Source organism: Pseudomonas sp. GW823-FHT06E10, from assembly GCF_058794995.1.
In genome coordinates this window covers 57,569-82,650 of sequence record NZ_JBXAHJ010000003.1, presented here as the reverse complement: position 1 = coordinate 82,650, position 25,082 = coordinate 57,569, and the positions used below count along the sequence as shown (strand labels likewise).

At 60.1% G+C, this 25,082-nt stretch carries 25 protein-coding genes; 12 read left to right on the top strand and 13 right to left on the bottom strand.

Translation table 11 applies throughout. The annotated features are described in order from the left end of the window. Window positions 1-51 precede the first annotated feature (51 nt). The 3 genes from AC1Q6Y_RS05975 to AC1Q6Y_RS05965 are packed head-to-tail and all read left to right on the top strand — an operon-like array spanning window position 52 to window position 2,643. A complete protein-coding gene (locus AC1Q6Y_RS05975) occupies window positions 52-1,473 on the top strand; it encodes a cytochrome ubiquinol oxidase subunit I (RefSeq protein WP_150814423.1) in 1,422 nt (473 codons plus the stop codon). A gap of 17 nt (window positions 1,474-1,490) precedes the next feature. After that, the gene (cydB, locus tag AC1Q6Y_RS05970; RefSeq protein ID WP_090456116.1) at window positions 1,491-2,507 is read left to right on the top strand and encodes a cytochrome d ubiquinol oxidase subunit II; all 1,017 of its coding nucleotides are present in this window, start codon (window positions 1,491-1,493) and stop codon (window positions 2,505-2,507) included. Continuing rightward, entirely contained in the window at window positions 2,494-2,643 is a 150-nt protein-coding gene (locus AC1Q6Y_RS05965) for a DUF2474 domain-containing protein (RefSeq protein ID WP_429521465.1), read from the top strand. Before cydB ends, AC1Q6Y_RS05965 begins: the two co-directional genes overlap by 14 nt. A gap of 365 nt (window positions 2,644-3,008) precedes the next feature. Here AC1Q6Y_RS05965 and AC1Q6Y_RS05960 read toward each other — a convergent pair whose 3' ends face one another. Beyond that, a complete protein-coding gene (locus tag AC1Q6Y_RS05960) occupies window positions 3,009-3,464 on the bottom strand; it encodes a hypothetical protein (protein ID WP_492624174.1) in 456 nt (151 codons plus the stop codon). Window positions 3,465-3,525: 61 nt separating this feature from the next. Next, window positions 3,526-4,377 carry a CAP domain-containing protein gene (locus AC1Q6Y_RS05955; RefSeq protein WP_492624173.1) on the bottom strand — a complete coding sequence of 284 codons (852 nt, stop codon included), beginning with the start codon at window positions 4,375-4,377 and terminating at the stop codon, window positions 3,526-3,528. A 142-nt stretch (window positions 4,378-4,519) separates the two neighbouring features. Here AC1Q6Y_RS05955 and AC1Q6Y_RS05950 point away from each other — a divergent pair, with 142 nt between their 5' ends. From AC1Q6Y_RS05950 to AC1Q6Y_RS05930, 5 genes are all read left to right on the top strand, one after another. Next, a complete protein-coding gene (locus AC1Q6Y_RS05950; protein ID WP_492624172.1) occupies window positions 4,520-5,140 on the top strand; it encodes a cell wall hydrolase in 621 nt (206 codons plus the stop codon). Window positions 5,141-5,338: 198 nt separating this feature from the next. Beyond that, window positions 5,339-6,316 carry an NAD-dependent epimerase gene (locus tag AC1Q6Y_RS05945; RefSeq protein ID WP_492624171.1) on the top strand — a complete coding sequence of 326 codons (978 nt, stop codon included), beginning with the start codon at window positions 5,339-5,341 and terminating at the stop codon, window positions 6,314-6,316. A gap of 48 nt (window positions 6,317-6,364) precedes the next feature. Next, complete coding sequence (locus AC1Q6Y_RS05940) at window positions 6,365-7,105, top strand: glycosyltransferase family 2 protein (protein ID WP_090456107.1); 741 nt, start codon at window positions 6,365-6,367, stop codon at window positions 7,103-7,105. Further along, entirely contained in the window at window positions 7,102-7,380 is a 279-nt protein-coding gene (locus AC1Q6Y_RS05935; protein WP_150754601.1) for a lipid-A-disaccharide synthase N-terminal domain-containing protein, read from the top strand. Before AC1Q6Y_RS05940 ends, AC1Q6Y_RS05935 begins: the two co-directional genes overlap by 4 nt. A gap of 3 nt (window positions 7,381-7,383) precedes the next feature. After that, window positions 7,384-8,934, top strand: a complete 1,551-nt coding sequence (locus AC1Q6Y_RS05930) for an ArnT family glycosyltransferase (protein WP_492624170.1) — start codon at window positions 7,384-7,386, stop codon at window positions 8,932-8,934. 125 nt (window positions 8,935-9,059) lie between these two features. Here AC1Q6Y_RS05930 and ahr read toward each other — a convergent pair whose 3' ends face one another. Beyond that, the gene (ahr, locus tag AC1Q6Y_RS05925) at window positions 9,060-10,091 is read right to left on the bottom strand and encodes an NADPH-dependent aldehyde reductase Ahr (RefSeq protein WP_154861946.1); all 1,032 of its coding nucleotides are present in this window, start codon (window positions 10,089-10,091) and stop codon (window positions 9,060-9,062) included. Between the two features lie 199 nt (window positions 10,092-10,290). On the opposite strand from ahr, the gene AC1Q6Y_RS05920 reads away from it, so the two are divergent. Continuing rightward, the gene (locus AC1Q6Y_RS05920) at window positions 10,291-10,491 is read left to right on the top strand and encodes a YbdD/YjiX family protein (protein ID WP_090456099.1); all 201 of its coding nucleotides are present in this window, start codon (window positions 10,291-10,293) and stop codon (window positions 10,489-10,491) included. 64 nt (window positions 10,492-10,555) lie between these two features. Here the strand turns inward: AC1Q6Y_RS05920 and AC1Q6Y_RS05915 are convergent, their stop codons facing one another. Further along, window positions 10,556-11,854 (bottom strand): MFS transporter, encoded by a 1,299-nt coding sequence (locus tag AC1Q6Y_RS05915; RefSeq protein WP_090456097.1) that lies wholly within the window; start codon window positions 11,852-11,854, stop codon window positions 10,556-10,558. A gap of 38 nt (window positions 11,855-11,892) precedes the next feature. Then, a complete protein-coding gene (locus AC1Q6Y_RS05910; RefSeq protein WP_154908537.1) occupies window positions 11,893-13,071 on the bottom strand; it encodes a M20 aminoacylase family protein in 1,179 nt (392 codons plus the stop codon). Window positions 13,072-13,214: 143 nt separating this feature from the next. On the opposite strand from AC1Q6Y_RS05910, the gene AC1Q6Y_RS05905 reads away from it, so the two are divergent. Continuing rightward, window positions 13,215-14,168: a LysR family transcriptional regulator gene (locus AC1Q6Y_RS05905; protein WP_090456093.1), complete on the top strand. Its 954-nt coding sequence runs from the start codon at window positions 13,215-13,217 to the stop codon at window positions 14,166-14,168. Window positions 14,169-14,176: 8 nt separating this feature from the next. On the opposite strand, the gene AC1Q6Y_RS05900 is transcribed toward AC1Q6Y_RS05905, so the two are convergent. The 3 genes from AC1Q6Y_RS05900 to AC1Q6Y_RS05890 all read right to left on the bottom strand — a co-directional run bounded on the left by AC1Q6Y_RS05900 (window position 14,177) and on the right by AC1Q6Y_RS05890 (window position 17,047). Then, complete coding sequence (locus AC1Q6Y_RS05900) at window positions 14,177-14,944, bottom strand: metallophosphoesterase (RefSeq protein WP_349736895.1); 768 nt, start codon at window positions 14,942-14,944, stop codon at window positions 14,177-14,179. A gap of 199 nt (window positions 14,945-15,143) precedes the next feature. Beyond that, entirely contained in the window at window positions 15,144-16,316 is a 1,173-nt protein-coding gene (locus AC1Q6Y_RS05895) for an acetyltransferase domain-containing protein (protein WP_492624169.1), read from the bottom strand. A 332-nt stretch (window positions 16,317-16,648) separates the two neighbouring features. Then, window positions 16,649-17,047 (bottom strand): hypothetical protein, encoded by a 399-nt coding sequence (locus AC1Q6Y_RS05890; RefSeq protein ID WP_340317504.1) that lies wholly within the window; start codon window positions 17,045-17,047, stop codon window positions 16,649-16,651. Window positions 17,048-17,496: 449 nt separating this feature from the next. Here AC1Q6Y_RS05890 and AC1Q6Y_RS05885 point away from each other — a divergent pair, with 449 nt between their 5' ends. Continuing rightward, the gene (locus AC1Q6Y_RS05885; RefSeq protein ID WP_090456087.1) at window positions 17,497-18,399 is read left to right on the top strand and encodes a universal stress protein; all 903 of its coding nucleotides are present in this window, start codon (window positions 17,497-17,499) and stop codon (window positions 18,397-18,399) included. A 245-nt stretch (window positions 18,400-18,644) separates the two neighbouring features. On the opposite strand, the gene AC1Q6Y_RS05880 is transcribed toward AC1Q6Y_RS05885, so the two are convergent. The 5 genes from AC1Q6Y_RS05880 to AC1Q6Y_RS05860 all read right to left on the bottom strand — a co-directional run bounded on the left by AC1Q6Y_RS05880 (window position 18,645) and on the right by AC1Q6Y_RS05860 (window position 24,194). Continuing rightward, complete coding sequence (locus AC1Q6Y_RS05880) at window positions 18,645-20,072, bottom strand: GGDEF domain-containing protein (RefSeq protein ID WP_090456086.1); 1,428 nt, start codon at window positions 20,070-20,072, stop codon at window positions 18,645-18,647. A 24-nt stretch (window positions 20,073-20,096) separates the two neighbouring features. Further along, the gene (locus AC1Q6Y_RS05875; RefSeq protein ID WP_218497583.1) at window positions 20,097-21,056 is read right to left on the bottom strand and encodes an alpha/beta fold hydrolase; all 960 of its coding nucleotides are present in this window, start codon (window positions 21,054-21,056) and stop codon (window positions 20,097-20,099) included. Window positions 21,057-21,072: 16 nt separating this feature from the next. Continuing rightward, on the bottom strand, window positions 21,073-22,485 hold the full coding sequence (locus tag AC1Q6Y_RS05870; protein ID WP_407516432.1) for an NAD(P)/FAD-dependent oxidoreductase: 1,413 nt from the start codon (window positions 22,483-22,485) through the stop codon (window positions 21,073-21,075). A 261-nt stretch (window positions 22,486-22,746) separates the two neighbouring features. Then, complete coding sequence (locus AC1Q6Y_RS05865; protein WP_492624168.1) at window positions 22,747-23,181, bottom strand: GFA family protein; 435 nt, start codon at window positions 23,179-23,181, stop codon at window positions 22,747-22,749. 71 nt (window positions 23,182-23,252) lie between these two features. Further along, window positions 23,253-24,194, bottom strand: coding sequence for a carbon-nitrogen hydrolase family protein (locus AC1Q6Y_RS05860; RefSeq protein ID WP_492624167.1), 942 nt, complete (start codon window positions 24,192-24,194; stop codon window positions 23,253-23,255). Between the two features lie 103 nt (window positions 24,195-24,297). Between AC1Q6Y_RS05860 and AC1Q6Y_RS05855 the strand changes: the two genes are divergently transcribed. Next, the gene (locus AC1Q6Y_RS05855) at window positions 24,298-24,993 is read left to right on the top strand and encodes a winged helix-turn-helix transcriptional regulator (RefSeq protein ID WP_090456076.1); all 696 of its coding nucleotides are present in this window, start codon (window positions 24,298-24,300) and stop codon (window positions 24,991-24,993) included. Window positions 24,994-25,082 lie beyond the last annotated feature (89 nt).

The window sequence follows — 25,082 nt, the reverse complement described above, 5'->3', positions numbered from 1 at the left end:
CGGTGGCCCGGCCGTGTGCCGCCGTTTTTCAGCCGCAATGAGGATATCGACATGTTTAACCTGGAGGCACTGGACCTGGCGCGCATTCAATTCGCGTTCACGGTTTCGTTCCACATTATCTTTCCCGCCATCACCATCGGGCTGGCCAGCTTCCTGGCGGTGCTCGAAGGACTTTGGCTGAAGACCCACAACGATACCTACCGCGATCTCTACCATTTCTGGTCGAAGATCTTCGCCGTCAACTTCGGCATGGGCGTGGTCTCGGGGTTGGTCATGGCCTACGAGTTTGGCACCAACTGGAGCCGTTTCTCCGACTTCGCCGGCAGCATCACCGGGCCGTTGCTGACCTATGAAGTGCTCACGGCGTTCTTCCTCGAGGCCGGTTTCCTCGGGGTCATGCTGTTCGGCTGGAACCGGGTAGGGCGTGGCTTGCACTTCTTTTCGACGGTCATGGTCGCCATCGGCACCCTGATTTCGACCTTCTGGATTCTTGCGTCCAACAGCTGGATGCAAACGCCCCAGGGCTTCGAGATCGTCGACGGTCGGGTGATGCCGCTGGACTGGCTGGCCATCGTGTTCAACCCGTCGTTCCCGTACCGCCTGGCGCACATGGCGATTGCCGCGTTCGTGGCCACGGCATTCTTTGTCGGCTCGTCGGCGGCGTGGCACCTGCTGCGCGGCAACGACACCAAACAAGTGCGCAAGATGCTGTCGATGGCGTTGTGGATGGCCTTGATCGTCTGCCCGATCCAGGCGGTGGTCGGTGACGCCCACGGCTTGAACACCCTGGAACATCAACCGGCGAAGATCGCTGCCATCGAAGGGCACTGGGAAAACAACGGGAGCGAAGCCACGCCCCTGGTGCTGTTCGGCATCCCCGACATGCAGGCCGAGAAAACCAGGTACGCCATCGAGATTCCGTACCTGGGCAGCCTGATCCTGACCCACAGCCTCGACAAGCAGATCCCGGCGCTCAAGAGCTTCCCGAAAGAGGACCGACCCAATGCGACGGTGGTCTTCTGGAGTTTCCGCGTCATGGCCGGGCTGGGCATGTTGATGGTGCTGGCCGGCGTGCTCGGCCTGGCCCTGCGTCGCAGCGGCGCCATCTACCGCAATCGCTGGTTCCTGCGCCTGATGTTGTGGATGGGGCCAAGTGGCCTGATCGCCATGCTGGCCGGGTGGATCACCACCGAAGTCGGGCGTCAGCCGTGGGTGGTGTATGGCCTGCTGCGTACCGCCGATGCCGCGTCCAATCACAGCGTCGCGCAGTTGAGCATCTCGCTGGCGCTGTTCGTGGTGATTTATTTCTCGGTGTTCACGGTGGGCATCGGCTACATGATGAAACTGGTCGGCAAAGGACCGCAGCCCCATCACGGGCATCCGGTCGACGGGCACTCCGATCAGCTGGTCACACCGCGCCGGCCGCTGTCCGCCGACGCTGAAATTCTCGAAACCGACGCCCGCGTCAATTGAAGGAAGGGAGTTGAGTCATGGGTATTCAAGGTATCGATTTATCGCTGATCTGGGGCGTGATCATCGCCTTCGGCGTGATGATGTACGTGATCATGGACGGCTTCGACCTGGGGTTGGGCATTCTGTTTCCGCTGATCCCGGATGCGAAGGAGCGCGATGTGATGATGAACACCGTGGCACCGGTCTGGGATGGCAACGAGACCTGGCTGGTGCTGGGCGGCGCGGCACTGTATGGCGCTTTCCCGCTGGCCTATTCGGTGATTCTGGAAGCGCTGTACCTGCCGCTGATCCTGATGTTGTGCGGCTTGATCTTTCGCGGTGTGGCGTTCGAGTTCCGTTTCAAGGCCAGCCCTGAAAAGCGTCATGTCTGGGACATGGCGTTCATCGGCGGTTCGCTGCTGGCGACCTTTTCCCAGGGCGTGGTGATCGGCACTTACATTGCCGGCATCCCGGTGGTCGATCGCCAGTTCGCCGGCGGTTCGCTGGACTGGCTGGCACCGTTTCCGCTGTTCTGCGGTGTCGGTCTGATCGTCGCTTATGCGCTGCTCGGCAGCACCTGGTTGCTGGTCAAGACCGAAGGCATGCTCGAATCGCGGATGCGCCTGTTCACCCGTCCCCTGGCCTGGCTGCTGTTGGCGGTGATTGGTGTGATCTGTGTGTGGACGCCCATCCTCCATCCGGAAATCGCCACGCGCTGGTTTGCCCATGCGCACCTGGCGGTGTTCGGTGGTCTGGCGGCGCTGGCTTTGCTGGCGATGTTCGGCCTGCTCAGGACCCTGCGCCAACGTCACACCCATTGGCCGTTCGCCTTCACCCTGATGCTGGTGTTCCTGGGTTACATCGGCCTGGCGTTCAGCATCTGGCCGAACATCGTGCCGCCATCGATCAGCCTGTGGGCAGCGGCGTCACCGCCAACCAGCCAGTTGTTCATCCTGATCGGCGCGCTGTTCATTCTGCCGATCATCCTGATGTATACGGTCTGGAGCTATTACGTATTCCGCGGCAAGGTGAGGATTGGCGATGGCTATCATTGATTCTTGTGAACGGGCACCTTGGTACAAGCGACTTGGGTGGCTGGTGGTGATCTGGTTGGGCAGTGTGGTTGCCTTAGGTGTGGTGGCGGGGGCATTGCGGATGTTGATGCATGCGGCTGGGATGAGTAGCCACTGATGGCAAGTCATTAAAGAGTTCCAGTTCACTTTGATGCGTATGTATGGATTGGATTAGGTGAATATCCATTCCTGCGGTAACGACCACCTATGGTTCCGCTCTTACAGCGGGTCACTTGGAAAAGCGGAGCGCCGCCCGGCCCCAAGTAACCAAGGGGTCTTGCCCCTGACGTTCGGTGCCTCGCTGTGGCTCGGCATGCCCTCGCTCCGGTCCTGCTCCGTGGGCCCGCCGCCATCGGCCATCCATGGCCGGCGGCGGCTAACCCGGCATCCATGCCGGGTTGCCCACTACGCAGAACCTCCGCTCGGCCTCACGAGGGGGCGTGTACCGCAAAAGCGCCCGAGGCGGCCTATCGGCCGGCCTGATCACAATTGAAGTCGTTTCCCTGTAGGAGCGAGCTTGCTCGCGAAAAACGTCTGAACAACGCGGGCATTCAGACAACCCGCGTTATCGTTGACGTCCATCGCGAGCAGGCTCGCTCCTACAGGTACGAGGTAGCTCGGGCTTTTGATTTTGATCTGCCCCATCGGCCTACCTGCCCGCAATTGAGCTCGTTTCCGTGTAGGAGCGAGCTTGCTCGCGAAAAACGCCAGGGCAACGCGGGCATTCAGACAACCCGCGTTATCGTTGATGTCCTTCGCGAGCAGGCTCGCTCCTACAGGTACGAGGTAGCTCGGGCTTTTGATTTTGATCTGCCCCATCGGCCTGCCTGCCCGCAATTGAGCTCGTTTCCGTGTAGGAGCGAGCTTGCTCGCGAAAAACGCCAGGACAACGCGGGCATTCAGACAACCCGCGTTATCGTTGACGTCCTTCGCGAGCAAGCATCGCCCCTGCAGGTGCCCCGTTGGATGGCCCGTCCGCGACACATTCAGAGTCTTGTCATCACTGCGCCCCAAACATCGCCGTCCAGTAAATCCCCGCATCGCTCTTCGGATCGGTCGCGTAAGCCGCGCCCAGTTCGCGGAACTGTGGGTTCATCAGGTTGGCGCAATGGCCGGGGCTGGCCAGCCAGCCTTCGACCACCTTGTGTGCGGTGTCTTGGCCGGCGGCGATGTTTTCGCCGATCTGCTGGAAGTCGTAGCCGGCCAGTTCCGCGCGGTCGCCCGGGGTGCGGCCATCGCGGTCCTTGTGATCGAAGTAGTTGTTGTTGGCCATGGAGCGGGCGTTGCTTTCGGCGGCGGTGGCCAGCGCGGCGTTCCAGGCCAGCGGTGGCGCGGCGGCGAAGGACTGCGCGCCGCACTGGCGTGGCCGGGTGCGTGCTGCGTTGAGTTCGCTCAGCAGCTTCTGGCCTTCGGCCTGCGCGTCGCCCAGGCGTGCGCTCAACAACGGCCGTGCGACCACGATGCGCCATTCACGGTCCTGGCGGCTGACGCCGACATCGACGAATTGCGGGTCGAGGACTATCTGGCAAAAGCTCTCCTGAATCGCCTTCATCGCCGAGGCGGCATCGCGAGGCCCGGACAGGCTGATGGCTTGCACATTCTTCATGGGATAACCGGCAGTGACCATGGCCTGCTGCAGATTACCGATGTTCGGGGCGGTCAGCACCAGGCGCGGGTCGGCCGACAGGGGTGGCAGCTCCGATGAAGCCTGGCCTGCGCAGCGCTGCGGTTGGCTACGGTAGACGTTGATCGATTCGATCAATTGCGCTTCGTCGGCCGCCACGGCGTTGGCGGCGAATACCAGGCTCAGTGATACACCGGCCAAACGCATTGCGGATGAAATGAAACCCATGAAAATCCCCCTTGAGCAGATTGCGCCCATGATGCGCGAAGTTGGCCCATCTAACACAACGGATTTATCCAGAGTGTAGTGGGGTGGGCGAAATCATTTCACTACTAGACTCAATTGAACCACTCACCAAGTGACACCGACCATGCGCTTCGACTGGATCGCCACCTGCCTCGCCCTGACGTTGCTTGCCGGCCCGGTACCCGCTGCGGATCAAGCGCAAAAGCAGGAGTCGGCCGAGAACAAGGCCGAGGTGCTGGAACAGAAAGCCGCCGAGAGCAACAACCCGGCACCAGCGCCCAAGGCAGAAGCCATTACCCCGTCAGAAGTCCAGGCTGTCGACCCGGCCGGCGCCGCGCCACTGGACGATGCGATCACCTGCCTGGCCCGGTCCATTTACTGGGAAGCCAAGGGCAAGGACGCCGCCGACATGGAGGCAGTGGCCAACGTGGTCATGAATCGCCTGGGCCATGAGGGCTTTCCGGACACGGTGTGCAAAGTGGTCAAGCAGGGTTCGGAAACCAAGAGTTGCCAGTTTTCCTGGTGGTGCGACGGTAAGTCCGACTCGGTCCAGGAAGAAGTGCCTTACGCGATGGCCAAGGAAATCGCGCGCAAGGCCCTGAACAAGGAGCTGCCGGATCGCACCCAGGGTGCCCTGTATTTCCATGATCGTACCGTCAAGCCGGATTGGGCCAGACAATACATCAGGACCGTGGATATCGGTTTGTTCCGGTTTTACAAACCCCATGGCGGATCGGCCAGATAACCGCGGTGTTTTCGGCCGGGTATTTTATTTTTTCGAGGTGGCGCGAGGCGTTATCCAAACTGAAATGTGTCTGTTTTATAAGCTTCATAACGCAACTGTGCGCGAATGAAGCCATAAGCAGGGACTACACATGAAGTTGACGAGGGTCCGGATCAGTCATCTCGCGTTGATCGCAACGCAGTCGCCGGCGCGTTTCCCATGACCGTACTGGTCACCGGTGCGGCCGGTTTCATCGGCTTTCATACGGTCCAGCGCTTGTGCCGCGAGGGTCAGGAGGTCGTTGGTATCGATAACCTCAACGACTATTACGACGTGGAACTCAAGCACGCACGCCTCAAGGTGCTGGAGACTCTGCCGGGTTTTCGCTTCCGGAAAATGGACATCGTCGACAAACCTGCCCTGATGAGCCTGTTTCAACAACACGCTTTTACCGAGGTGGTGCACCTGGCGGCACAGGCCGGGGTGCGCTACTCGCTGGACAACCCGGATGTCTACGGGCAATCGAATCTGGTGGGTTTCCTCAATGTGCTGGAAGCCTGTCGGCACCATCGCCCCGAGCATCTGATCTACGCCTCGAGCAGTTCGGTGTACGGCGCCAACAGCAAGATGCCGTTCAGTGTCGAGGACCCTGTCGATCATCCCGTTTCGCTGTACGCCGCCAGCAAGCGCGCCAATGAACTGCTGGCTGAAAGTTACTGCCATTTGTATGGCCTGAAAGCCAGTGGCCTGCGCTTCTTTACCGTCTACGGCCCGTGGGGTCGCCCGGATATGGCGCTGTTCAGGTTTACCGACGCCATCCTCAAAGGCCTGCCCATCGACATTTACAACCAGGGGCAGATGTACCGCGACTTTACCTTTGTCGACGACATTGTCGAAGGGATCGCCCGACTGCGGCCAAGGCCTCCGGTGCCGGAAGGCTCTGTCGCCGGGGTCAACCGGCTCTTCAACATCGGTCGCGGCATGCCGGTGGCGTTGCTGGATTTCGTCGAGTGCCTGGAATCAGCCCTGGACCTGCAGGCCCGGCGCAACTACTTGCCAATGCAGGCCGGTGACGTGGTCAAGACCTGGGCCGATGTCTCGACGCTGGCCGATTGGGTGGGCTTCAGCCCGCAGGTGACGCTGGAAACCGGCGTCGGTGAATTCGTGAAGTGGTATCGGCAGTTCTATCAGATTTGAAGCGTTCGCCTCTGATCTCGAACAATCAAAAAAGGCGAGAGAGCCCCCATGAGCCAAGACATTTTTGTATCCGTAGTGATTCCCGCCAAGAACGAAGCGAACAACCTCAAGCCATTGCTTGAAGAAGTCCGCGTGGCACTGGCCGATGAGGCTTACGAAATCATCGTGGTCGACGATGGCAGCACCGATTCGACCCTGCAGGAACTGCGGCAGATCCGCCATGACGGCTTGAACACCTTGCGCATCTTGCATCACGAGCGGTCGCTGGGGCAGAGCACCTCGCTGTACCACGCGGCCCGTGAGGCACGCGGGCAGTGGCTGGCGACCCTCGATGGCGACGGCCAGAACGACCCGGCGGACATTCCCGGCATGCTGGCGCTGGTGCGCGGCGAACCGGGCAAGGTCGATGTACAACTGGTGGCCGGGCACCGGGTCAATCGCCGTGACACCGCGAGCAAGCGCTACGCCTCGCGGTTCGCCAACAACCTGCGCCGGCGCCTGCTCAAGGACGCGACCCCGGACACCGGTTGTGGCCTGAAGCTGATCGAGCGCGCGGCGTTCTTGCGTCTGCCGTACTTCGACCACATGCATCGCTATATTCCGGCGCTGATCCAGCGTCATAACGGGCGCATGATCGTGCACCCGGTCAACCACCGTCCGCGCACGGCCGGGGTGTCGAAATACGGCAACCTCGACCGCGCGCTGGTTGGCATTCTTGACCTGATCGGCGTCTGGTGGCTGATCAAACGCACGCGCCTGAACACCCAGGCCCAGGAGCTCGAAGGATGATTCTGACCCGTGAAACCCTGTGGCTGCTGGTCGGCTTTGCCGGTCAGGCTGCCTTTACCGGGCGGTTTGTCTTGCAGTGGTTGTACAGCGAGTACAAGAAACGCAGCGTGATCCCGACCAACTTCTGGTACCTGAGCATCGTCGGCAGCACCTTGTTGCTCGCCTATGCCATTTACCGCCAGGACCCGGTGTTCATCGTCGGGCAGGCGTTTGGCTCCCTGGTCTATTTTCGCAACCTGCAATTGATTGCCAAAAGCAGAAGCGTAAAGGAATAAGCAATGCGTAGATCGTTGTCGCCCAGGGTCGAGTGCCTGGGTCTGATGCTGCTTGCCCTGTTGCTGATCGGCGCGGGCATGGGGCTGCGTCAGGCTCAGAATGTGGACGAAGAGCGTTTCCTCGGTGTCGCGCTGGAGATGCTGCAGAACGGCTCGTGGCTGATCCCGCACCGGGCCGCCGAGATCTACGGCGACAAGCCGCCGATTTTCATGTGGACGGTGGCGTTCTTCACCTGGCTGTCCGGCAAACCCAACATCGCGCTTTATATCCCGGGACTGTTTTCGGCGGTGACGGTCACGGCGATGGTTTATGACCTGGGCCGTCGCCTGTGGACCCAGCGTACCGGGCGCAACGCCGCGCTGTTGTACCTGGCGACCTACCAGACCTACAGCATCCTGCGCACCGGTCAGATCGACAGCTTCTTGATTCTGTTCACCTCCCTGGGCCTGTACGGTCTGGCGCGGCACCTGCTGCTGGGACCTGCGTGGCGCTGGTTCTACGCGGGCTGCGCGGCCATGGGCATTGGCGTGATCACCAAAGGTGTGGGTTTCCTGCCGGCGCTGTTGCTGATTCCCTACGCCTATGGGGTGCGCAAAGGCTGGCCCGGTGTGGTGGCGATGCCGGGCGAGGCGCGCAAGTGGTTGCTCGGGTTTGCGCTGATGCTTGGCGCCATCGCGATCTGGCTGTTGCCCCTGGCCTTGTCCATCCTCTTCAATGGCAGCGCGGACGAAGTTGCCTATGCGCGGGAGATCCTCCTGCGCCAGACCGCAGGCCGCTATGCCGCCGCGTGGCATCACCGCGAACCGTTCTGGTATTTCTTCACCAACGTAATCCCGCAGTATTGGCTACCACTGGTGCTGGTGCTGCCATGGCTGGTGCCGGCCTGGCGCCGTCAGTTGCAAAAACGCGACGGCCGGGTCTTGGTGTTGCTCGGTTGGGTGGTGCTGGTGGTGCTGTTTTTCTGCATCAGCACAGGCAAGCGCAAGTTGTACATCTACCCGGCGCTGCCTGGGCTGGTGCTGGTCGCCGCGCCGTTGATCCCGTGGCTGCTCAGGCGCTGGTTCAAACGGCACCCGCGTATGCGTCGGGTGTTCCCGGCATTGGTGGCGACCTGGTTCGCGTTGTGGTTCGCCCGTGGTTTCATCGAACCGCTCAAGGACGGCACCAACGTCGATCAGGTGCTCATGACCCAGGCGGCGTCCATGACCCGGGGCGCCGATCTGGTGCTGGTCAACTGGGAGGAGGGGCACTGGTTGTTCGCCCGGCAACCGATCGTGCATTTCGGCATGGACAATTCGACCATCGAAAAGGCCGCGCGGTATCTGCGCGAACACCCCAAGGCCTATGCATTGGTGCCGGATGACGTACTGAACCAGTGCTTCAAACCCGAAGCGGCCCGTGAATTGGGGGAAAACGCCCGGGCGAACTGGTCGATCGTGGGCGCGGATGCCGATAACGGCAAATGCCTGCCGCAAGAAGCCGGCAAAGCCTATCGGTTCACCTGGAATGATACGCACATGCCATTCGCGCCTGCGCAGGTAGCCAATCCCTGAGGGGATTTGTAGGAGCCGGCTTGCCGGCGATGGACTCAAATGCGCCGCGTTTATCCAGCTCACGCGCGTTATCGTTAACGACCATCGCTGCGATGCGGCGACCCGACAAGCCAGCTCCTACAAGGTCACTGACTGGCGTCCAGCACCACGCGGTAGCGCGCCTTGCCACTGCGCAAGTGATCGATGGCCTCGTTGACGCGGCTCATGGGAAACATCTCGACCTGCGGCACAATCTGGTGGCGTGCGCAGAACTCCAGCATGGTCGCGGTGTTGGCGGGCGAGCCGACCGGTGAGGCGGACATGGTTTTTTGCTGGGGAATCAGCTCGAACACGTGCATCGGTATGGCATCGGGCACGACGCCGACAAAGTGCAGGCGACCCTTGCCGCGCAGGGTGGCGAGCATGGCGCTCCAGTCGAGGTTGGCGTTGGCGGTGACCAGCAGAAAATCCAGGGTGCCGGCAATGGCATTGAGCGCATTGGTATCGGTCGAGGCGACCACCTTGTGTGCGCCCAGGCGCCTGGCTTCGTCCTGCTTGCTCAGCGATGAGGTGAACGCCGTGACTTCGCAGCCCCAGGCGTTGAGAAAACGCAGCGCCAGGTGACCGAGACCGCCAATACCCACCACGCCGACCCGGTCAGTGGGCTTGATGCCGAATTCCAACAGCGGGTTGAACACGGTCGAACCGGCACAGAACAGCGGCCCGGCCATTGCCGGATCGAGTCCGGCCGGGATCGGCAGGGCCCAGGCCCAGTGCGAACGAATGCGGTCGGCAAAGCCGCCATTGCTGCCGATGATGGTCGGTTGCACGGTGCGACACAGGTTATGGGAACCTTCGATGCACGAGGTGCAATGCATGCAACTGCCCTTGTACCAACCGATGCCCACCCGTTGCCCCATTTCCAGACCGCGAACCTGGTCGCCCAGCCGCACGATACGGCCGACCACCTCATGGCCGGGGATAAACGGGTAGTGGCTGATACCCCAATCGTTGTCGATCAACGACTGGTCGGAGTGGCAGACGCCGCAATATTCCACGGCGACTTCCACCTCGTCGTTGCCCAACGGACCGGGATCGTAGCTGTAGCGTTCCAGTGGCGCGCCCGCTGCGGTGGCGGCCCAGCCGGTAAAGGTGGTGAGTTCGCTGCTGTCGCTCATGGGATACCTCCAGATCAGAAGTCAGGGGTCTTGACCGCTTTGGTGCCGCGGCGGAGCGAGGAAAGTGTAGCGGGTTGCCGGCGTTCCATCGGGTGCGAGCCTGGATACATGAAAATACAAAGGCGCCCGATGTGGACACAGTGCAGATACATGAACGCGGTTTCATGGGCCAGGTCCCACGCATACAGAGAGATCAGTCATGTTCAGCAAACTGCAGCAGATCGCCAGATTGTTCAGCCAGAGCGCCCGATTGATGGTGGGCGTTCCCGAGTACGACAACTACGTGGCACAAATGGCCCGCAACCGTCCGGGCGAGCCAGTCATGAGCTATGAGATGTTTTTCCGCGAACGCCAGGAAGCGCGTTTTGGCCGGGGCAAATGCAATACGCGGTGTTGTTGAAGGCGTTGGGCGTATGCGCGGTTTGAAAGAATCCGACGCATACGCCCGTCATGGTCACAACGGCCTAATCGAGTGGCTTGCCGGCCGTTTCCTTGACCATCGCCAGCCCGATCAAGGTCAGGCACAGGCACGCCATGACATACAGCGCCGGGGCGTTGTTATTGCCGGTCAGGCCGATCAAACCGGTGGCGAAAAACTGCGCGAAGCCGCCGAACACCGAGACACCCAGGCAATAGATGATCGATAACCCGGTGGCGCGAATCGCCCTTGGGAACAGTTCAGTGACCAACACCAGGGTCGGCACGGTGATCAACACCAGCAACAGGGTGGTGACCAACGAGACGGCCAGCAGCATGCCGAGCGTCGGGAACTGGTTCATCAGCATGAACGCCGGATAGATCAGCAACAGCATCGGGATACTGCCCAGAGCGATGGTGCGGCGCCGGCCGATACGGTCGCTGAGCCGGCCGGCCCAGATCGACAGGCTGATCTGCACCAGCGCGCCGAGGCAGGCGGCGGTGGTGCCCATGGTCATCGGTAGGTGCAGCACCGTGACCGTGTAGTTGGTCATGTAATCGAGCACGATGTAGCTGGACGCGGTGCTACCGATCACCAACAGCACCCCGGTCACGATCAGGCGACGGTAGCCGGTGAAGATCACCCGCACGCTGGAGAACGCTTCATGACCTTGTTCGGCGGCGGTTTCCTTGAGGTGACGACGGATATAAATGCCGACCGGGATCACCAGCATCCCGAGGGCAAACGGCACCCGCCAACCCCAGCTCTCCAGCGCCTCGGGCGGCAGGGACGAGCTCAGTGCCAGGGCCACCAGTGCGCCGAGCAGAAAGCTCAAGCCCTGGCTGAACAGCTGCCAACTGCCGTAGAACCCACGGCTTCTGTCATCGGCGTGTTCCATCAGCATTGCCGTAGAGGCACCGACCTCACCGCCGATGGCGAAGCCCTGGATCAGGCGTGCCAGCACAATGATCAACGGTGCGAAGACGCCGATCTGCGCATAGGTGGGGGCGATGGTGAACAACAGCGAACCCAGCGCCATCAGCCACAGGGTGAGCATCATCGCCGGTTTGCGCCCGACCCGGTCGGCATAGGCGCCGAGTACCAGGCCACCGATGGGGCGCATGCCGAAACCGACACCAAAGGTCGCCAGGGACAGCAGCAATTGCCCGAGCGTGCTCTCGACCGGGAAAAACTGGCGACCGATCAGTGTGGCGAAGAAGCTGTAGACGGAAAAATCGTAGAACTCGAGACCGGAGCCGATGGTGATGGCGGCGATGGCTTTCGCACCAATCGGCTGCCGGGTCGCAGCGGTATCAGGCATGGCGGTAGAAACGGGAGTGGACATTTGACGAACTCCAGAAGACGAGGGCGATAGGGATGAGGTCAGGCCAGGAAGGTCTCGACCAGCCGCACCCAGTAGCTCGCACCTGTCGGCAGGCAGTCATCGTTGAAGTCGTAGCCGGGGTTATGCACCATGCAGCCGCCTTCGCCATCACCGTTGCCGATCAGCAAATAACAACCGGGGCAACGCTCCAGCATCACGGCGAAATCCTCACTCCCGGTCAGCGGTTGCATGTTCGCGATCAAGCCGTCTTCGCCCACCCAATCAAGCGCTACTTGCCGGGCGAACTCGGTGCTTTCGGGATGATTCAACAGAGCCGGGAAGCGTTGCGCCTCGTCGACCGTCACCGTGGCGCGGGCGCCGAAACTCGTAGCCTGGGCCTCGGCCACGGCGGTGATCCGTACAATCAGCTCGTCACGCACCTGCGCCTTGAGCGCACGCACGCTCAACTGCAACTCGGCGTGATCGGGAATCACGTTGGCGGCAATCCCGGCGTGGAACGCGCCGACGGTCACAACCGCTGTGTCGAGCGGCGCGACATTGCGCGAGACAATGCTTTGTAATGCCATGACGATGGCCGAGCCGGCCAGTACCGGGTCAACGGCCTTGTGCGGCATGGCGCCGTGACCGCCAACGCCGTCGACCCGAATGGTCACGGTGTCGGTCGAGGCCATGAACGGGCCAGCGAGGAAGCCCAGTTTGCCCACCGGCAGTCCTGGCATGTTGTGCATCGCGAACACCGCGTCGCAGGGGAACAGCTCGAACAGACCGTCATCGAGCATGCGCCGAGCGCCGCCGTCGCCTTCCTCGGCCGGCTGGAAAATCACCACCAGCGAGCCGTCGAACTCTCGGCTCTCGGCCAGGTAACGGGCGGCCGCCAGCAGCATCGCCGTGTGCCCGTCGTGACCGCAGGCGTGCATCACGCCTTCGTGGCGGCTGGAGTAGGGCAACCCGGTCTGCTCGATGATCGGCAGCGCATCCATGTCGGCGCGCAGGCCGATCGTTTTGCCGCTGGAGCCTTGGCGCAACAGCCCGACCACACCGGTGCCGCCCAGGCCGCGATGTACCTGGTAACCCCAGGCCTGGAGCTTGCTCGCCACCAGGTCAGCGGTGGCGAACTCTTCAAAGCTCAATTCCGGATGGGCGTGGATGTGTCGGCGCAGGGCGATCATCTCTTCTTCGAGTGCACGAATGCCGGGCAGGGCGGGCAAATCGGTCATCAGATTCTCCTCGTTTTTATTGGTCGTTTTCGGCTGTTGGACTGATACCCTGTGATGCTAATGAGTTGGCGAATGTCGCGGCAGTCGCAAAAAAGGTGGGCTGAAAACCGCTGGTTTACACCCTGGTGCATCAGGAGGAAGGGATGAAGCTGCATCAATTGCGGGCGCTGGTGATGATTGCCGACTGCGGCAGCATTCGTGCGGCGGCGCGGCAACTGGGGGTGTCGCAGACGGCAGTGGCCAAGGCGTTGCGCGAGCTGGAGGAACACTTGAACCTGCCACTGCTGTTGCGCAATGCCAGCGGTGTGGTGCTGACCACCTACGGTCAGTCACTGTTGCAGCATGCGCGGCAGATGCTCAGCCAACTCGAACGCGCGCAACTGGAACTGGCACACCTGAGCGACCAGGCCGAAGGGCAGTTGCGCCTCGGCATTTCGCCGTGGATGGGCATGACCTTGTTACCCGAGGTCGTGACGCTATTCCGCCAGCGCATGCCACGGGTACGCCTGGAGATTTTCGAAGGCTTGATGGCGGTGACGTTGCCGCGATTGCGCGACGGCACCATGGAGTTTGCAGTGGGGTTGGTGTCATCACTGCTGCCGCGCCCGGAGTTCGTCAGCGAGCAGATTCTGTCTTACCGCATGGCCGTGGTGGCCCGCCATGAGCATCCACGGCGCGACAGCCGCTCGATCCACGATTTGCTGGATCAGGATTGGGTGGTCAACTACCCGGATGCCAGCCATGAAGGTTTGATGACCGAGTTGTTTTGGCAACACGGTGCGCAGATCGATATGCAACACATCCACCGCGCGCATTCACCGCAGTTGACGCTTTCATTGGTGGAGCAGACAGACATGCTCAGTTACTTCCCGGAGCCGATGCTCACCATCCCGGGCTACCGCGAACGGGTGGGGCGCCTGGCGCTGGCGGAAACCTTCGCCACCGACACCATCGGCATCGTCACCCCGCGCAATGCCCAGTTGGGGGTCGCCGGGCAATGCTTCGTCGACTGCCTGTTCCAGGTCATCCGCCGCCGCGCCCGGTCGACACGGCCGGAAGATGTCGAACTGTTCGATACGCTGGAACTGTTGATTTGAGGGTCGCTTCACAGATCCAGATCGATCACGAAGGCATCATCGAAATCAGGATTTTCATTGATGCCATTCTTGGCATAGCCCCGGGGGTTGCAGATCACGCGGGTGTTACCCACTCGATAATCAAAGCTGCCATGGGTATGGCCATGCAGCCACAGTGCCGGCTGCCAGTCCTTGATCCGCGCTTCGAGGTCCGAGACAAAGCTTGAGTTGATCGGCGAAGCGGCAAAGGTCGGGCTGATGCTCGATTTTGTCGGGGCGAAATGAGAGACCACCACCGTGGGTGTGCTGCTGTCGCGCTTGAAGCAGTCTTCCAGCCAGGCGACCGTCTGCAGAAACACCAGCTGGGAAATGGCCGGCGTGAACAGGTCAGGGAAATCGGGGGCGATCTTGATGTGGCTGAAGTCACGAATCAGCCGGGTCGCCAGATCGATGCCCAGCGTCCGGTCCTCGGGGCTGTCGAGAAGGCGATAGTCAGACCACAAGGTGCAGCCGAGAAAACGCACGCCGTCGTGGACGTACTCCGAACGTTCCAGAATGTGGATCTGCGTACCTTGCGTCAGGCTGTTCAACTGTTCGTAGGTGGAGACCAGGTCACTGCCATAAAACTCGTGATTGCCTGCCACGTACAGCAGTGGAACCGGGCAGGCTCTGGCCCACTCGATAGCCTTGGCCGGCCGGGCGATGTCCCCGGCGAGCACGACAATATCGGCATCCACGACGGGAAACGGGATCGTATTGACGGACAGGTGCATGTCGGACAGCAAGGCGATGCGCATGGATCAACTCCGGCGTGTCGTTAAGGGCAGGTCATCAACTTACGCGTTGATAACCCGTTGCCACAAGTCTGCCGCCCACAGTTTTGATCTTCAGTGAACGCTGATCCAACGACCTGCCACCATCCCTCTGGGAGGCGTTCAAACGCTTACCTGACTGGCATTGCTCTCCAGGGGCCACTTTTGTGAGCAAATGCCCTGATCAGAAGTATTTGAGCCATCTGATATCGCGACGGCGTGCCTTCAATGCCGCGAACCAGCGCACGGGTAAGTACAGGGATAAAGCCAGGAGCACCGCCGTCAGCCACACAGCCCAAATGCTGTCGAAACCGAAAAAATTTCCCTGGTTCAATCCGAACAACGCCACGCTGACCAGATACAGCGCCTTGAGTACGTAAAGGTGGAGCAAGTAGAAGAACATCGGCGCCCCGCCAAAGACTGCCAATGCATTGACCCACTTGCGTTGTTGAGCCTGTTCCAAGGCACGAAGCAGTAACAGGCCAATGCCCGACGTCAGCAAAAGGAACAACAGGGAGGGCGGGTATTTTGTAATGTTGAAGAAGCTCATGAGGGTTTGCGTGATGCCTTCATGAGCGACCCAATGCACCTCGCCATAACCATTGACTGCTCGCAGTGCGACAAATCCGACCAATGTCCCGGCCCCGGCAAGCAGCAGAGTACGTTGACGCTCCGCGGCCAGAACCTGGCCAGCAAACCAGGGGCCGATACTGTATCCAAGGGCGATCACACCGATCCAGGGAAGCACAGGATAAGAGGTGCGCAGACGTAAGCTGTCGCAGACATCGATCCAGCCGCGATCATGCAAAATGGCCCAGGGTATATGCATGGGCGAGCCTGTCGCGAAGTGCAGATTATCCAGCAGATTGTGCCCGGCCACGATCACCAGGCCCAGGCAGCACAGAATGGGCCTGGGTAACCAAACCAATCCGGCCAGGGCAATCATGCAGATGCCAATGGCCCAAATCACTTGCATGTAGATCGCCGTAGGGGGGAGCTGAAATGTCCAGGCGAAATTCACCAGGGTGAACTCCAGCAGTACCAGCAATAGACCGCGCTTGAACAAAAAGGCTGACACATCGCCCTTGCCCTGGTGCTTTTGGCCATACAGGTAAGCGGAAAGTCCAGTGAGCAGTATGAACACCGGCGCACACAAATGAGCAAGTGTGCGGCTGAAAAACAGCGCCGGCTCAGTGGATTCGATGTCCATGGGGTCTGCTACTTGACGGTGCAAAAAGAACGTTTCGCGCACGTGATCCAGCAGCATAAGGAGGATTACCAATCCCCTCAGGGCATCAATGGACAGCAGGCGTTGGTTCAAGCTTGTGATGGGGGGGATGTGAGTAGAAGTTGTCATCGAATGTCGCAAGCAGGGGGTGGACGGCTCTGCCAGTGGCGACTGACAGTTCATGGTTATATAAGATATAACATAACATGTATGCCTGCCGCGTGTGTATTCGCATGGGGTGGCTCGGCGTCATCGGAACTGGAGGAGGGCGGCAGCATAGCCATGATCGTTTGCATATTGCCTTCAACGCCGGCGAGGAGGGCGATAGGGAGTCGCTCGTACCTCGTCGACGTTTCTAGCCAGCTTCTACAACCCGATGAGCGAGTACAGCTGTTTCGGGCCGGTTTCGCAGGTTGGCGGTGCATCGCCGGTGTTGCAGGCGAATTGCTCTTGGCGTCGCACTAGCGACGATAGTAGCGGCGATCGTCCTCATAGCGGTGCCGCATGGCCCGATCATGGTGGCGTTCCCAATAACGTTGGCGTTCTGCTTCGCGGCGGGCCTGCTCTCTGCGCCAGTTATCTCTACGCCAGTCGTCACGGCGCCAATCGTCTCTACGAGAGTGCCAGCGGCCGTCATGCCAGTATCGGTCGTCATGGGCAAGCAACGGCCCTGGTTGCTTGCCGGCCATGCTGGCCAAGGTCGGCCAAGGATTGCCGGCAGTCTGGGCCGGCACCTGAACGACTGCGACTTCAGGTGCTAAAACAGGGGTTGAGGTCTTCATCTGTGTTGCTGATGCCGAGCCCACTGCCGCGAACGCGAACAGGCCGAAGAGCACCATCCGTGGGTCATGGAATTTCATGAGCGAAGACAACCTCTGGTTGATTTGTGGGGGAGCCTGCGGGTTCGCGTTTACCGAACGGATGTGGCTATCCACATAGACCGATAAATAGAGAAAAGTTCTAGGGGCCGCTGCTTAAATAGCTAACGGCGCCAGTGTGCGGCCCCTTTTAGGTTCGCTATCTCGATAACCGTTCCTGGCGGTTTACTGCCTTTAGTGAACGCCAGTAAACGACTGTGGATTCAACTGGTCATGCGTCCAGTAAATCGGGGCGACTCAAATACAACGCGCTGACAGTGGGCCTTTCGGTCGATTCTGTTGAAAAAGTTGACTCGGCCAAGTAGGGGATAGATGGCATCCAGGCGTATATTGATAGTTCCAGATAGTTGAGGCGATAGTAAATCGTCGGTGGTGTGACAGGCGACAACGCTGGGGGGGGCTAGATATCCCGAAGCATTTGGAGGTGTTACATGAGCCAATATCAACGACTCTTTCTGATAGCCGGTCCAGTCATGCGTCACACCCCGGCGTTGGAGCGAGCTGTCGCCATTGCCGAAGCCACTGGCGCAGCGCTGCATATCACGGTGTTTATCGAAGACTCCAACCTCTTGGGTTTGATGAGCGCCGGTGCGCGTTTTCGTGAGGCCTGTCAGCAAGAAAACGAAAAGTGGCTGAAGGATGAGGCCGGTCTAATCCGCGGACGCGGAGTTGCAGTGAGCACCGAAGTGCTTGTTACGCGCACCGCGCTGCAAGAAATACTTCGACATGTGGCAGAAATGCAACCGGATCTGGTTATCAAGGACGTGCAACACGAGTCAGCGCTCAAACGCGTTTTCATTACGCCTCTGGATTGGCACTTGTTGCGCGAATGTCCGGTGGCTGTGCATCTGGTCAGCGAACTCAGGTGTCCACTTCCACGGGTGGTAGTGGCGGCAGTCGATCCGTCACAACCCGAGACTCAGATCACTGGCATCAACGACCGCATCATCCAGGCGGCGAACGGGTTGTCGATGCAATGCAATGCGGAGTTGCATCTGCTGTATGCCTACGATCTATCGCTGACACATATATCCGACGCAGGCGCTGGTGCAGTGACGATGCCAGGCTTCAGCAGCGATGTACGCAAGTCACTGCAAAAGACATTTATCGCATTGGCCGACCACTATGGCGTACCCACTGAGCGGCAACACTTCGTTGCAGGCCCCCCTGGCAAAGCGCTGGCCGACTTTGCAGCGCATCACCGGGCCGATGTGATCGTCATGGGAAATGCGCATCGCAAGGGACTGGGCAAATGGGTGGGCAGTACGACGGAGCATGTTCTGTATCAAGTGCCCTGCAACATTTTCGCCGTTACGGGTTCTGCGGATCAGTGATCGAGAAGACACCGCAAGGCGTAGGTGACTGGATTATTCCCACTGACGCATGGTTATGACGGAGCTTGGTTTATTGCAGCCAGTGACCATGGGAAAGGCTCGGGCAAAGCGCATGACAATGCCAAATGAGTCGCAAGCCCCGAAGCGAAGTGGGGCTTGCGACTTTTTTTCGAAATCTGTCGCACAGTCCGAAACACTGACACGGGGTATCGGTGCCGACGCTTTCAGCGACTTCGAGACGATGGTCAAGGCATAGGTTGGAGGCTGGTTTTGAAAGTAGTGACCACACGGTTACGGCCTTCGTGTTTAGCGTGATACAGGCGTTGATCGGCTGTACGCAGAATTGCCTCGATGGTGTCGCCGTCGCGACCGGATTGCGATACGCCGATGCTCACTGTGACCACGGTTGACCGCTGCTGGCCATGAAAAGAACTATTTGCAACGGTGCTTCGCAGACGCTCAGCGATTTCGTGCGCGCCTTCAAGTGAAGTCTGAGGTAGCAGTATCATGAATTCCTCCCCACCCACTCGGGCTACACCGTCATACGGGCGGATCGAATCGAGGCATTTCTCCACGAAACTCTTCAGGATGTCATCGCCAACCTGATGCCCGAAGCGATCGTTGATGGACTTGAAATTATCCAGATCGAGTGCCAACACGGAGAACGGCGCACCGCCGCGTTTGGTCCGGCCAATTTCGACTTCGACCCGCTCCATGAACCGACGACGATTATCAGCGCCGGTCAGTGGATCGGTCGCCGCAAGGTGCCCGAGTTCTTGATTGGTGCGCTGGAGTTCCTGCAGGGCGCTCTCGGCATACGCCATCGCTTCGGCAAGACGCACCATCAACTCCTCTTGGCTGTAAATCTTCGAAAACGACCGCGTGGTGAGGAACGCTTGCACTACCCCATAGCTCAACATGAAGAATCCACCGGCGAAGATCGCGTGAGCGAGCCACCACATATGGTTCCAGGGACGTGCAAGGATGAAGGCAAGAGATGACAGCGCGAACGCGGTGACCGAGATGATAAAAATGGTCATCAGCGGCGAACGGATACGGCGCAGCAGGAGTATTGTCACGGTCAATGTGGAAAGAACGAGGGCACCACCTTCCATCGATAGGCGCACCGCGAGATTGCTGGCGATCGGCGAATTCGCGACGTACGCCACTGCCACGTCAACCAGCAGGAACAGTCCTATCCAGGTCAACCACGGGCGGGCCTTCATTCGTTGGTCCGCGGCAACAGGTGGGCGGTGGTACGACAGCAGTCCGACTAACAGCAGAATCGACATGACCAGGCGAGAGGCCGGTCCATAAAGCAGGAAGAGCCAGATATTGTGGTGTGCTTGCCCGGTGAACGCACCATGCAACGCATAGATCAGTACAAAGCCGAGAAAACCAAGCGTCATCCATCGCAGCAGCGGATCTCCCGATGACTGATAGCAGCGCCACGTTACGTACGTAACAAACGAGCCGGCCAGGGTGGCTGTCGTGATCGCAACTATATGGAACAGGTGATTCTCGAATATAAGCGTGGGGTCCTGAAAAAAGTACAAGTACCCAATCAGATAGGCCGGAACAAACGCAAATCCTGCGAGCAGCAAGTAGGCGTAAACCCTGACCATGAGGCGAACGGCTTCAGGTGACTCGTCGGTGGCGATGAGATTGTTCATGGTTCCCTCCAGTTTTAAATCAATTCAGAGTTCTTTCAGGAAGCCCAACAGCAGCTCATTGACCTCTGTCGCGCGCTCTTGCTGTATCCAGTGGCCGGCACCTTCGAGGATATGACACCCGCGCAGTCCCGGCAGTGTCTGCGCGAAGGCTTCGATCTGCCGCGGGGAACTCGGAAACTTCAGCACGCCGTCGCGGCTCCCGGCAATGAACATCGACGGCTGCCGGATAATGCAACCGCGCCAAGGTGCCAGAAGTGCCCATGAGCGCGTCATGTTGCGGTACCAGTTCAAGCCGCCGCGAAATCCGCTGCGGGTGAATTCGCGGGTGTAATAGGCAATGTCCTCAAGGCTTAGCCAGACTGGCAGGGTTTCGGGCTCGACCATCGCGCCGAGGAAGCCCTGGCCCGGCTGCAGCCGGCCGAACACCGGCCAATCGGGTCCGTCACCCGAGCCACTGAAGTAGATGCGCCGGATCGACGACTCGACGTCCCTTTCCAACTCGGCCTCGGCCACACCCGGCGTCTGGAAATACTGGATGTAGAAGTCGCTGATACCCCGCGAGGCAAGCGCGCTGAGGAGCTCCACGCGCGTCGGTGGCGAGAAGGGAACGCTCATGCCGACCACCGCGCGGAACAGATCGGGTCGCATCAAAGCTGCGCCCCAGGCTACCTGCGCGCCCCAGTCATGGCCGACGATCACGGCTTGCTGTTCGCCGAGTGCGTTGACCAACTCGACCATGTCGCCTACCAGGTGGAGCGTGGTGTAGGCGTCGGGTTCGGCCGGCGCATCTGTGCCGCCATAGCCGCGCATGTCGGGCGCTACCGCTCTGTAGCCGGCGGCCGCCAGCGCAGCAAGCTGGTTGCGCCACGAGTACCCCAGCTCCGGGAATCCGTGGCATAGCAAGACCAAGGGACCGGAGCCCTGGATGGCGACCTGCATGCGGATGCCATTGATGTCGAGCAGTTCGAGGTGTGGCTCGTTCATGTGCGCTTCCTGCGATTCAAGCGATGACCTCCAGCAAACGCGGCAGATTCGTCAGAGCCTGTTGCCTGCTGACAGAGAGCCGACGCAGCTGTGCCAGTTTCTCGGTGTCGGTTTCTTGCAAGCCCCTGACCACCGCCGTCATGAAGTACAAACGCGACTGCCTGATCCAGCGGGACAGACCTTCATGTTCTCCCCAGCGTAGCTGGTTACCCAGGTAGACGGCCCAGATTCTGATCCAGTCCGTGGGGACGTGAGGCGGGGGGACCATTGTGCAAAACGCGTTCATTTGCGCTTGATCGTCCAGGTGGCTTTCCACATAAGCGATCAAGGCCGCGCTGAACAAGGGTTGGCAGCTGCTTACCATCACCAGGTTGATCTTGCCGCCGTCGAACACCTGCATTTCAGGGAGTGTCGGGATGGCACTGGCGCTGCAATCGATGTGCAGAGCATTTGGGCTCGTGGCGATGCTGCCCTGCTCGAGCACGATGCGCGTTGGCTCGATAACGCTCACTCTCCCCAGGCGCACAATGTTGTCGATGCGTCGAAGCTCGCGTAATTCCGCTTGAGTGACGGTGGCGCAGCGGTAAGCAGTGGGTTCGACGGACGTATCCAGGCGCAAGAGCTGGCCCGCCGCCTCAAGCCTGGAGAACAGGTCCGGGATCGAGTCCGCGGCTGCGATAGCCTCGAGCTGTGCCGTGAGGCCACCGATTGTTCGTTCGAAGCTGTCGAGGCCGGGTTGCAAGTTGGCCCGGTCGATCAACCACGGATCGTTCGGCATGATCCAGCAGATTTTTTCGGGCGCAACACCGTTTTGCAGGCACCACAGGCAGGCGTCGATCCCGGTCTTGCCCGATCCCACCACAACGTAGCCAGTGTGTGGGTGCTGGATCTTCGGCAGGTCGTTCAGTGGCACGCATTGCACGCCGGGCTCCACCTTGTATCTGGGCGGGTGGGTCGAGGGCACCGCCGTCTGGGCATGGGTGGCGTCCACCACCTTTTTGTGCACCCGCACCTGATGGCTTACGCCGCTGATCAGCGAGGTAAACCGGTGGTCGTCAATGCGGTCGCCGGTGTAGTCGCACATGGGGAAGTAACGGACCCGACCTGACGGCAGAAACTGCTGATTCATCACCTGGTCGAAGTAGCTCATCACCTCGGCGCCGGAGGCCAGCTCATACAAGCCCTCGTTCAGTGCCGTTGTGTCTTTCGTTCCGCTGCCCAGTTCCCGTGAGTTGACGCCATAGAAGGCCGAGGGCTGGTGCAATCGGACAAAGGGGTAGGCATCATTCCAGTGCCCGCCAGGTCGACCGTGCCGATCCACCATCACGATACGTGCATTCGTTTCCTTGAGTAGCGTATCGACGAAGGCCATGGCCGTCGCGCCAGCCCCGATGATCAGATAGTCGGTTTCGATCGGATTTGCGTCCATATGGTTGCACCTTCCTGACGGTTGCCCCCCTCAACCTCCGTAGATTAGCCACCCATGCCGCGCGCAATAGAACGAATGCTCCTCACCCACATAACCAATGGAATTAATGGCTGCAGCCTGAATGTCCATACTCAAGCCGGCATGCGCGAAGAAAAACTACGCGGCCTGGATTTCAGTTAACCGGTGGTCATGACATTGCCGAACAGATGGCAACTGGCGTAATCAGGCAAGGTCGGATCGCCGCACGCTACCGTGCTGGCGCTATTCGTCCATGCTGACGCCCGATCCCCCTGATTCGCTGGGGACATCCTTCAGCTTGGGCAACCCGTCTTTGATGCGCAGCCTGGCCTCCTGATAGTGCACGTGAACCCCTGGCGAATACGCGAGATCCGGGATGACAGCGGCATACACGTCGATGAGCCCCATCCCTGGGTGTTCGGTGAAGAGGTGTCCGCCGCAACTCTTGCACCATTTGCGATAACTCTGCGGTGTCTTGTTGTAAGTGCCAATGTTGTCAGCCCCCCGAGTTACTTGCACCGCCTCGGGTTTCCACAGCGTGAAGGCATTGACCGGCGCTGCTGACCAATGTCGACACGACTCGCAATGGCAATAGCCCATTGCGGTCGGCTCACCGCTGACGGTGAACTCGACTGCGCCGCAAAAACAACTGCCTTTGTAAGACCTTTGAATGCTCATGGAATGACTCCTTCATCAGTTATTACACATACCGTCGAAGTTGGGATGGATTGCCTGAGCGTTGGTTAGCGTCACTCGTCGATGAAGCGCACCGCTGTCGCCGGCGTGCGTCGCACCTGCAGTTCGAAAATGTCAGGGCGCGCATAGTGCCCGGTGACGTCGAGCGTCCGTCGCGCTGGCGCCACGAGTGAGGTGTCGATGTCCGCATACAGAATGCCTGCCTCACGGTGTAATGGACCGGCTGTGATCCGGCCTTGAGGGTTGACCACCACCGAGTCGCCATCGTTGATCCACTCTTGCGGATCGGGAAACAGTTGCATGCGAGCCGGAAAGTCATCGGGAATGTCACTGCCGCGCAACGAGGTGCCACTGCCGATCACCCAGCATCGACCTTCCAGTGCAATGTGACGCATCGTGCTGATCCAGCCTTCGCCGGTGTCGTACGTGGGGGCGACATAGATTTCCACTCCCTGGGCATACAATGAATAGCGCGCCAGGGGCATGTAGTTTTCCCAGCAGATGAGCGCACCAATGCGGCCGACGGGTGTATCGACCGTACGCAACCCTGACGCATCACCGAAACCATGGACCATGCGCTCGGGGTTCGTTGGCATCAGCTTGCGATGCCGGTTGAGCACTTCGCCGTTCGTACCGATAACGACTACGCTGTTGTAGAGCGTGCCGCCTCCATTACGCCGCTCGCATTCATTTATGCCGCATACGATTGTCACGGCATGAGTGCTGGCGGCCTCGCACAATTCGTTCAGGTCACCGTTCGCGATATCAACGGCGTTGGCCAGCAGACGCGTGTGTAACTGGCCCATTAAAGCCCCGTCTTTTCCCGCCGCCAGCCGCCAGATCCACGACGGGTAACCTGGAATGAACGATTCGGGTAAAACAATCAACGAGGCTTCAGCCGCCGCAGCCTCAGCGACCGATTGCACGGCTCGGGCGATTGTCGCGCTGCGATCGAGCAGCACTGGCGGCCGCTGAATGATGGCTATCTTGGTCATGGCGTTCTCCTGATACGGTGGCTTTCGCAGGTTTCAGCGTGCACGTGGCGAAGTCGCGAGGCTAGTTCAGAATCTGAAGCGTTGTATGTGCGGAGTACGGGCGATGGATGAAAGCTACGGTCAGTTCTGTACGGTCGCGCGCGGTGCTGAAGCGCTGTGCGAGCGCTGGACGCCTTTGGTCGTGCGCGAGCTGCTGTGCGGCAGTAAACGCTTCAATGAACTGCACCGCGGCGTACCACGGATGTCCACCAGCTTGCTGGCACAGCGGCTGCGCCACCTGGAAGATATCGGTGTCGTACATCGCACGGCCACGGGCAAAGTCTGGGAGTACAGCCTGACCGAGGCAGGCGAGGAACTGCGCCCCATCATCATGGCGCTAGGGCATTGGGGCGCGCGTTGGATAGGTAGTCGCCTTCGCGATAACGAACTCGACGCGGGCCTGCTCATGTGGGACGTGCGCCGGTTCGCGCGCATCGAGATGTTCCCGTCCCGGGCGGTGGTCATTCACTTCAGGTTCCGCGACGCGCGGTCCGGCGAGCAAGAGTGGTGGCTCGTAGTCGAACATGGTGTGGCAGATCTGTGCCGCGACGACCCCGGACGCGAACTCACACTCGTCGTGGACTCCAGCGTGCGTGCGTTGACCGAGGTGTGGACTGGCGACCGCACACCAAGGGAGGTTCTTCAGTCGCGAGAGCTGCGTGTGGACGGCGCTGTGCAGGATGCGGAAAACCTGTGGCGCTGGCTTGGCACGAGTGCATTCGCCGGTACCCGGAGCGCTGCAATCCAGCCTTTGCAATAGCCATCTCGAGATTGCGATAGAGCATCAGCAGCTTGTCCGCCTCCGGATGGCCCGGCGCCAGGGGATGGGCTTCCAGTTCGCCGGATGGC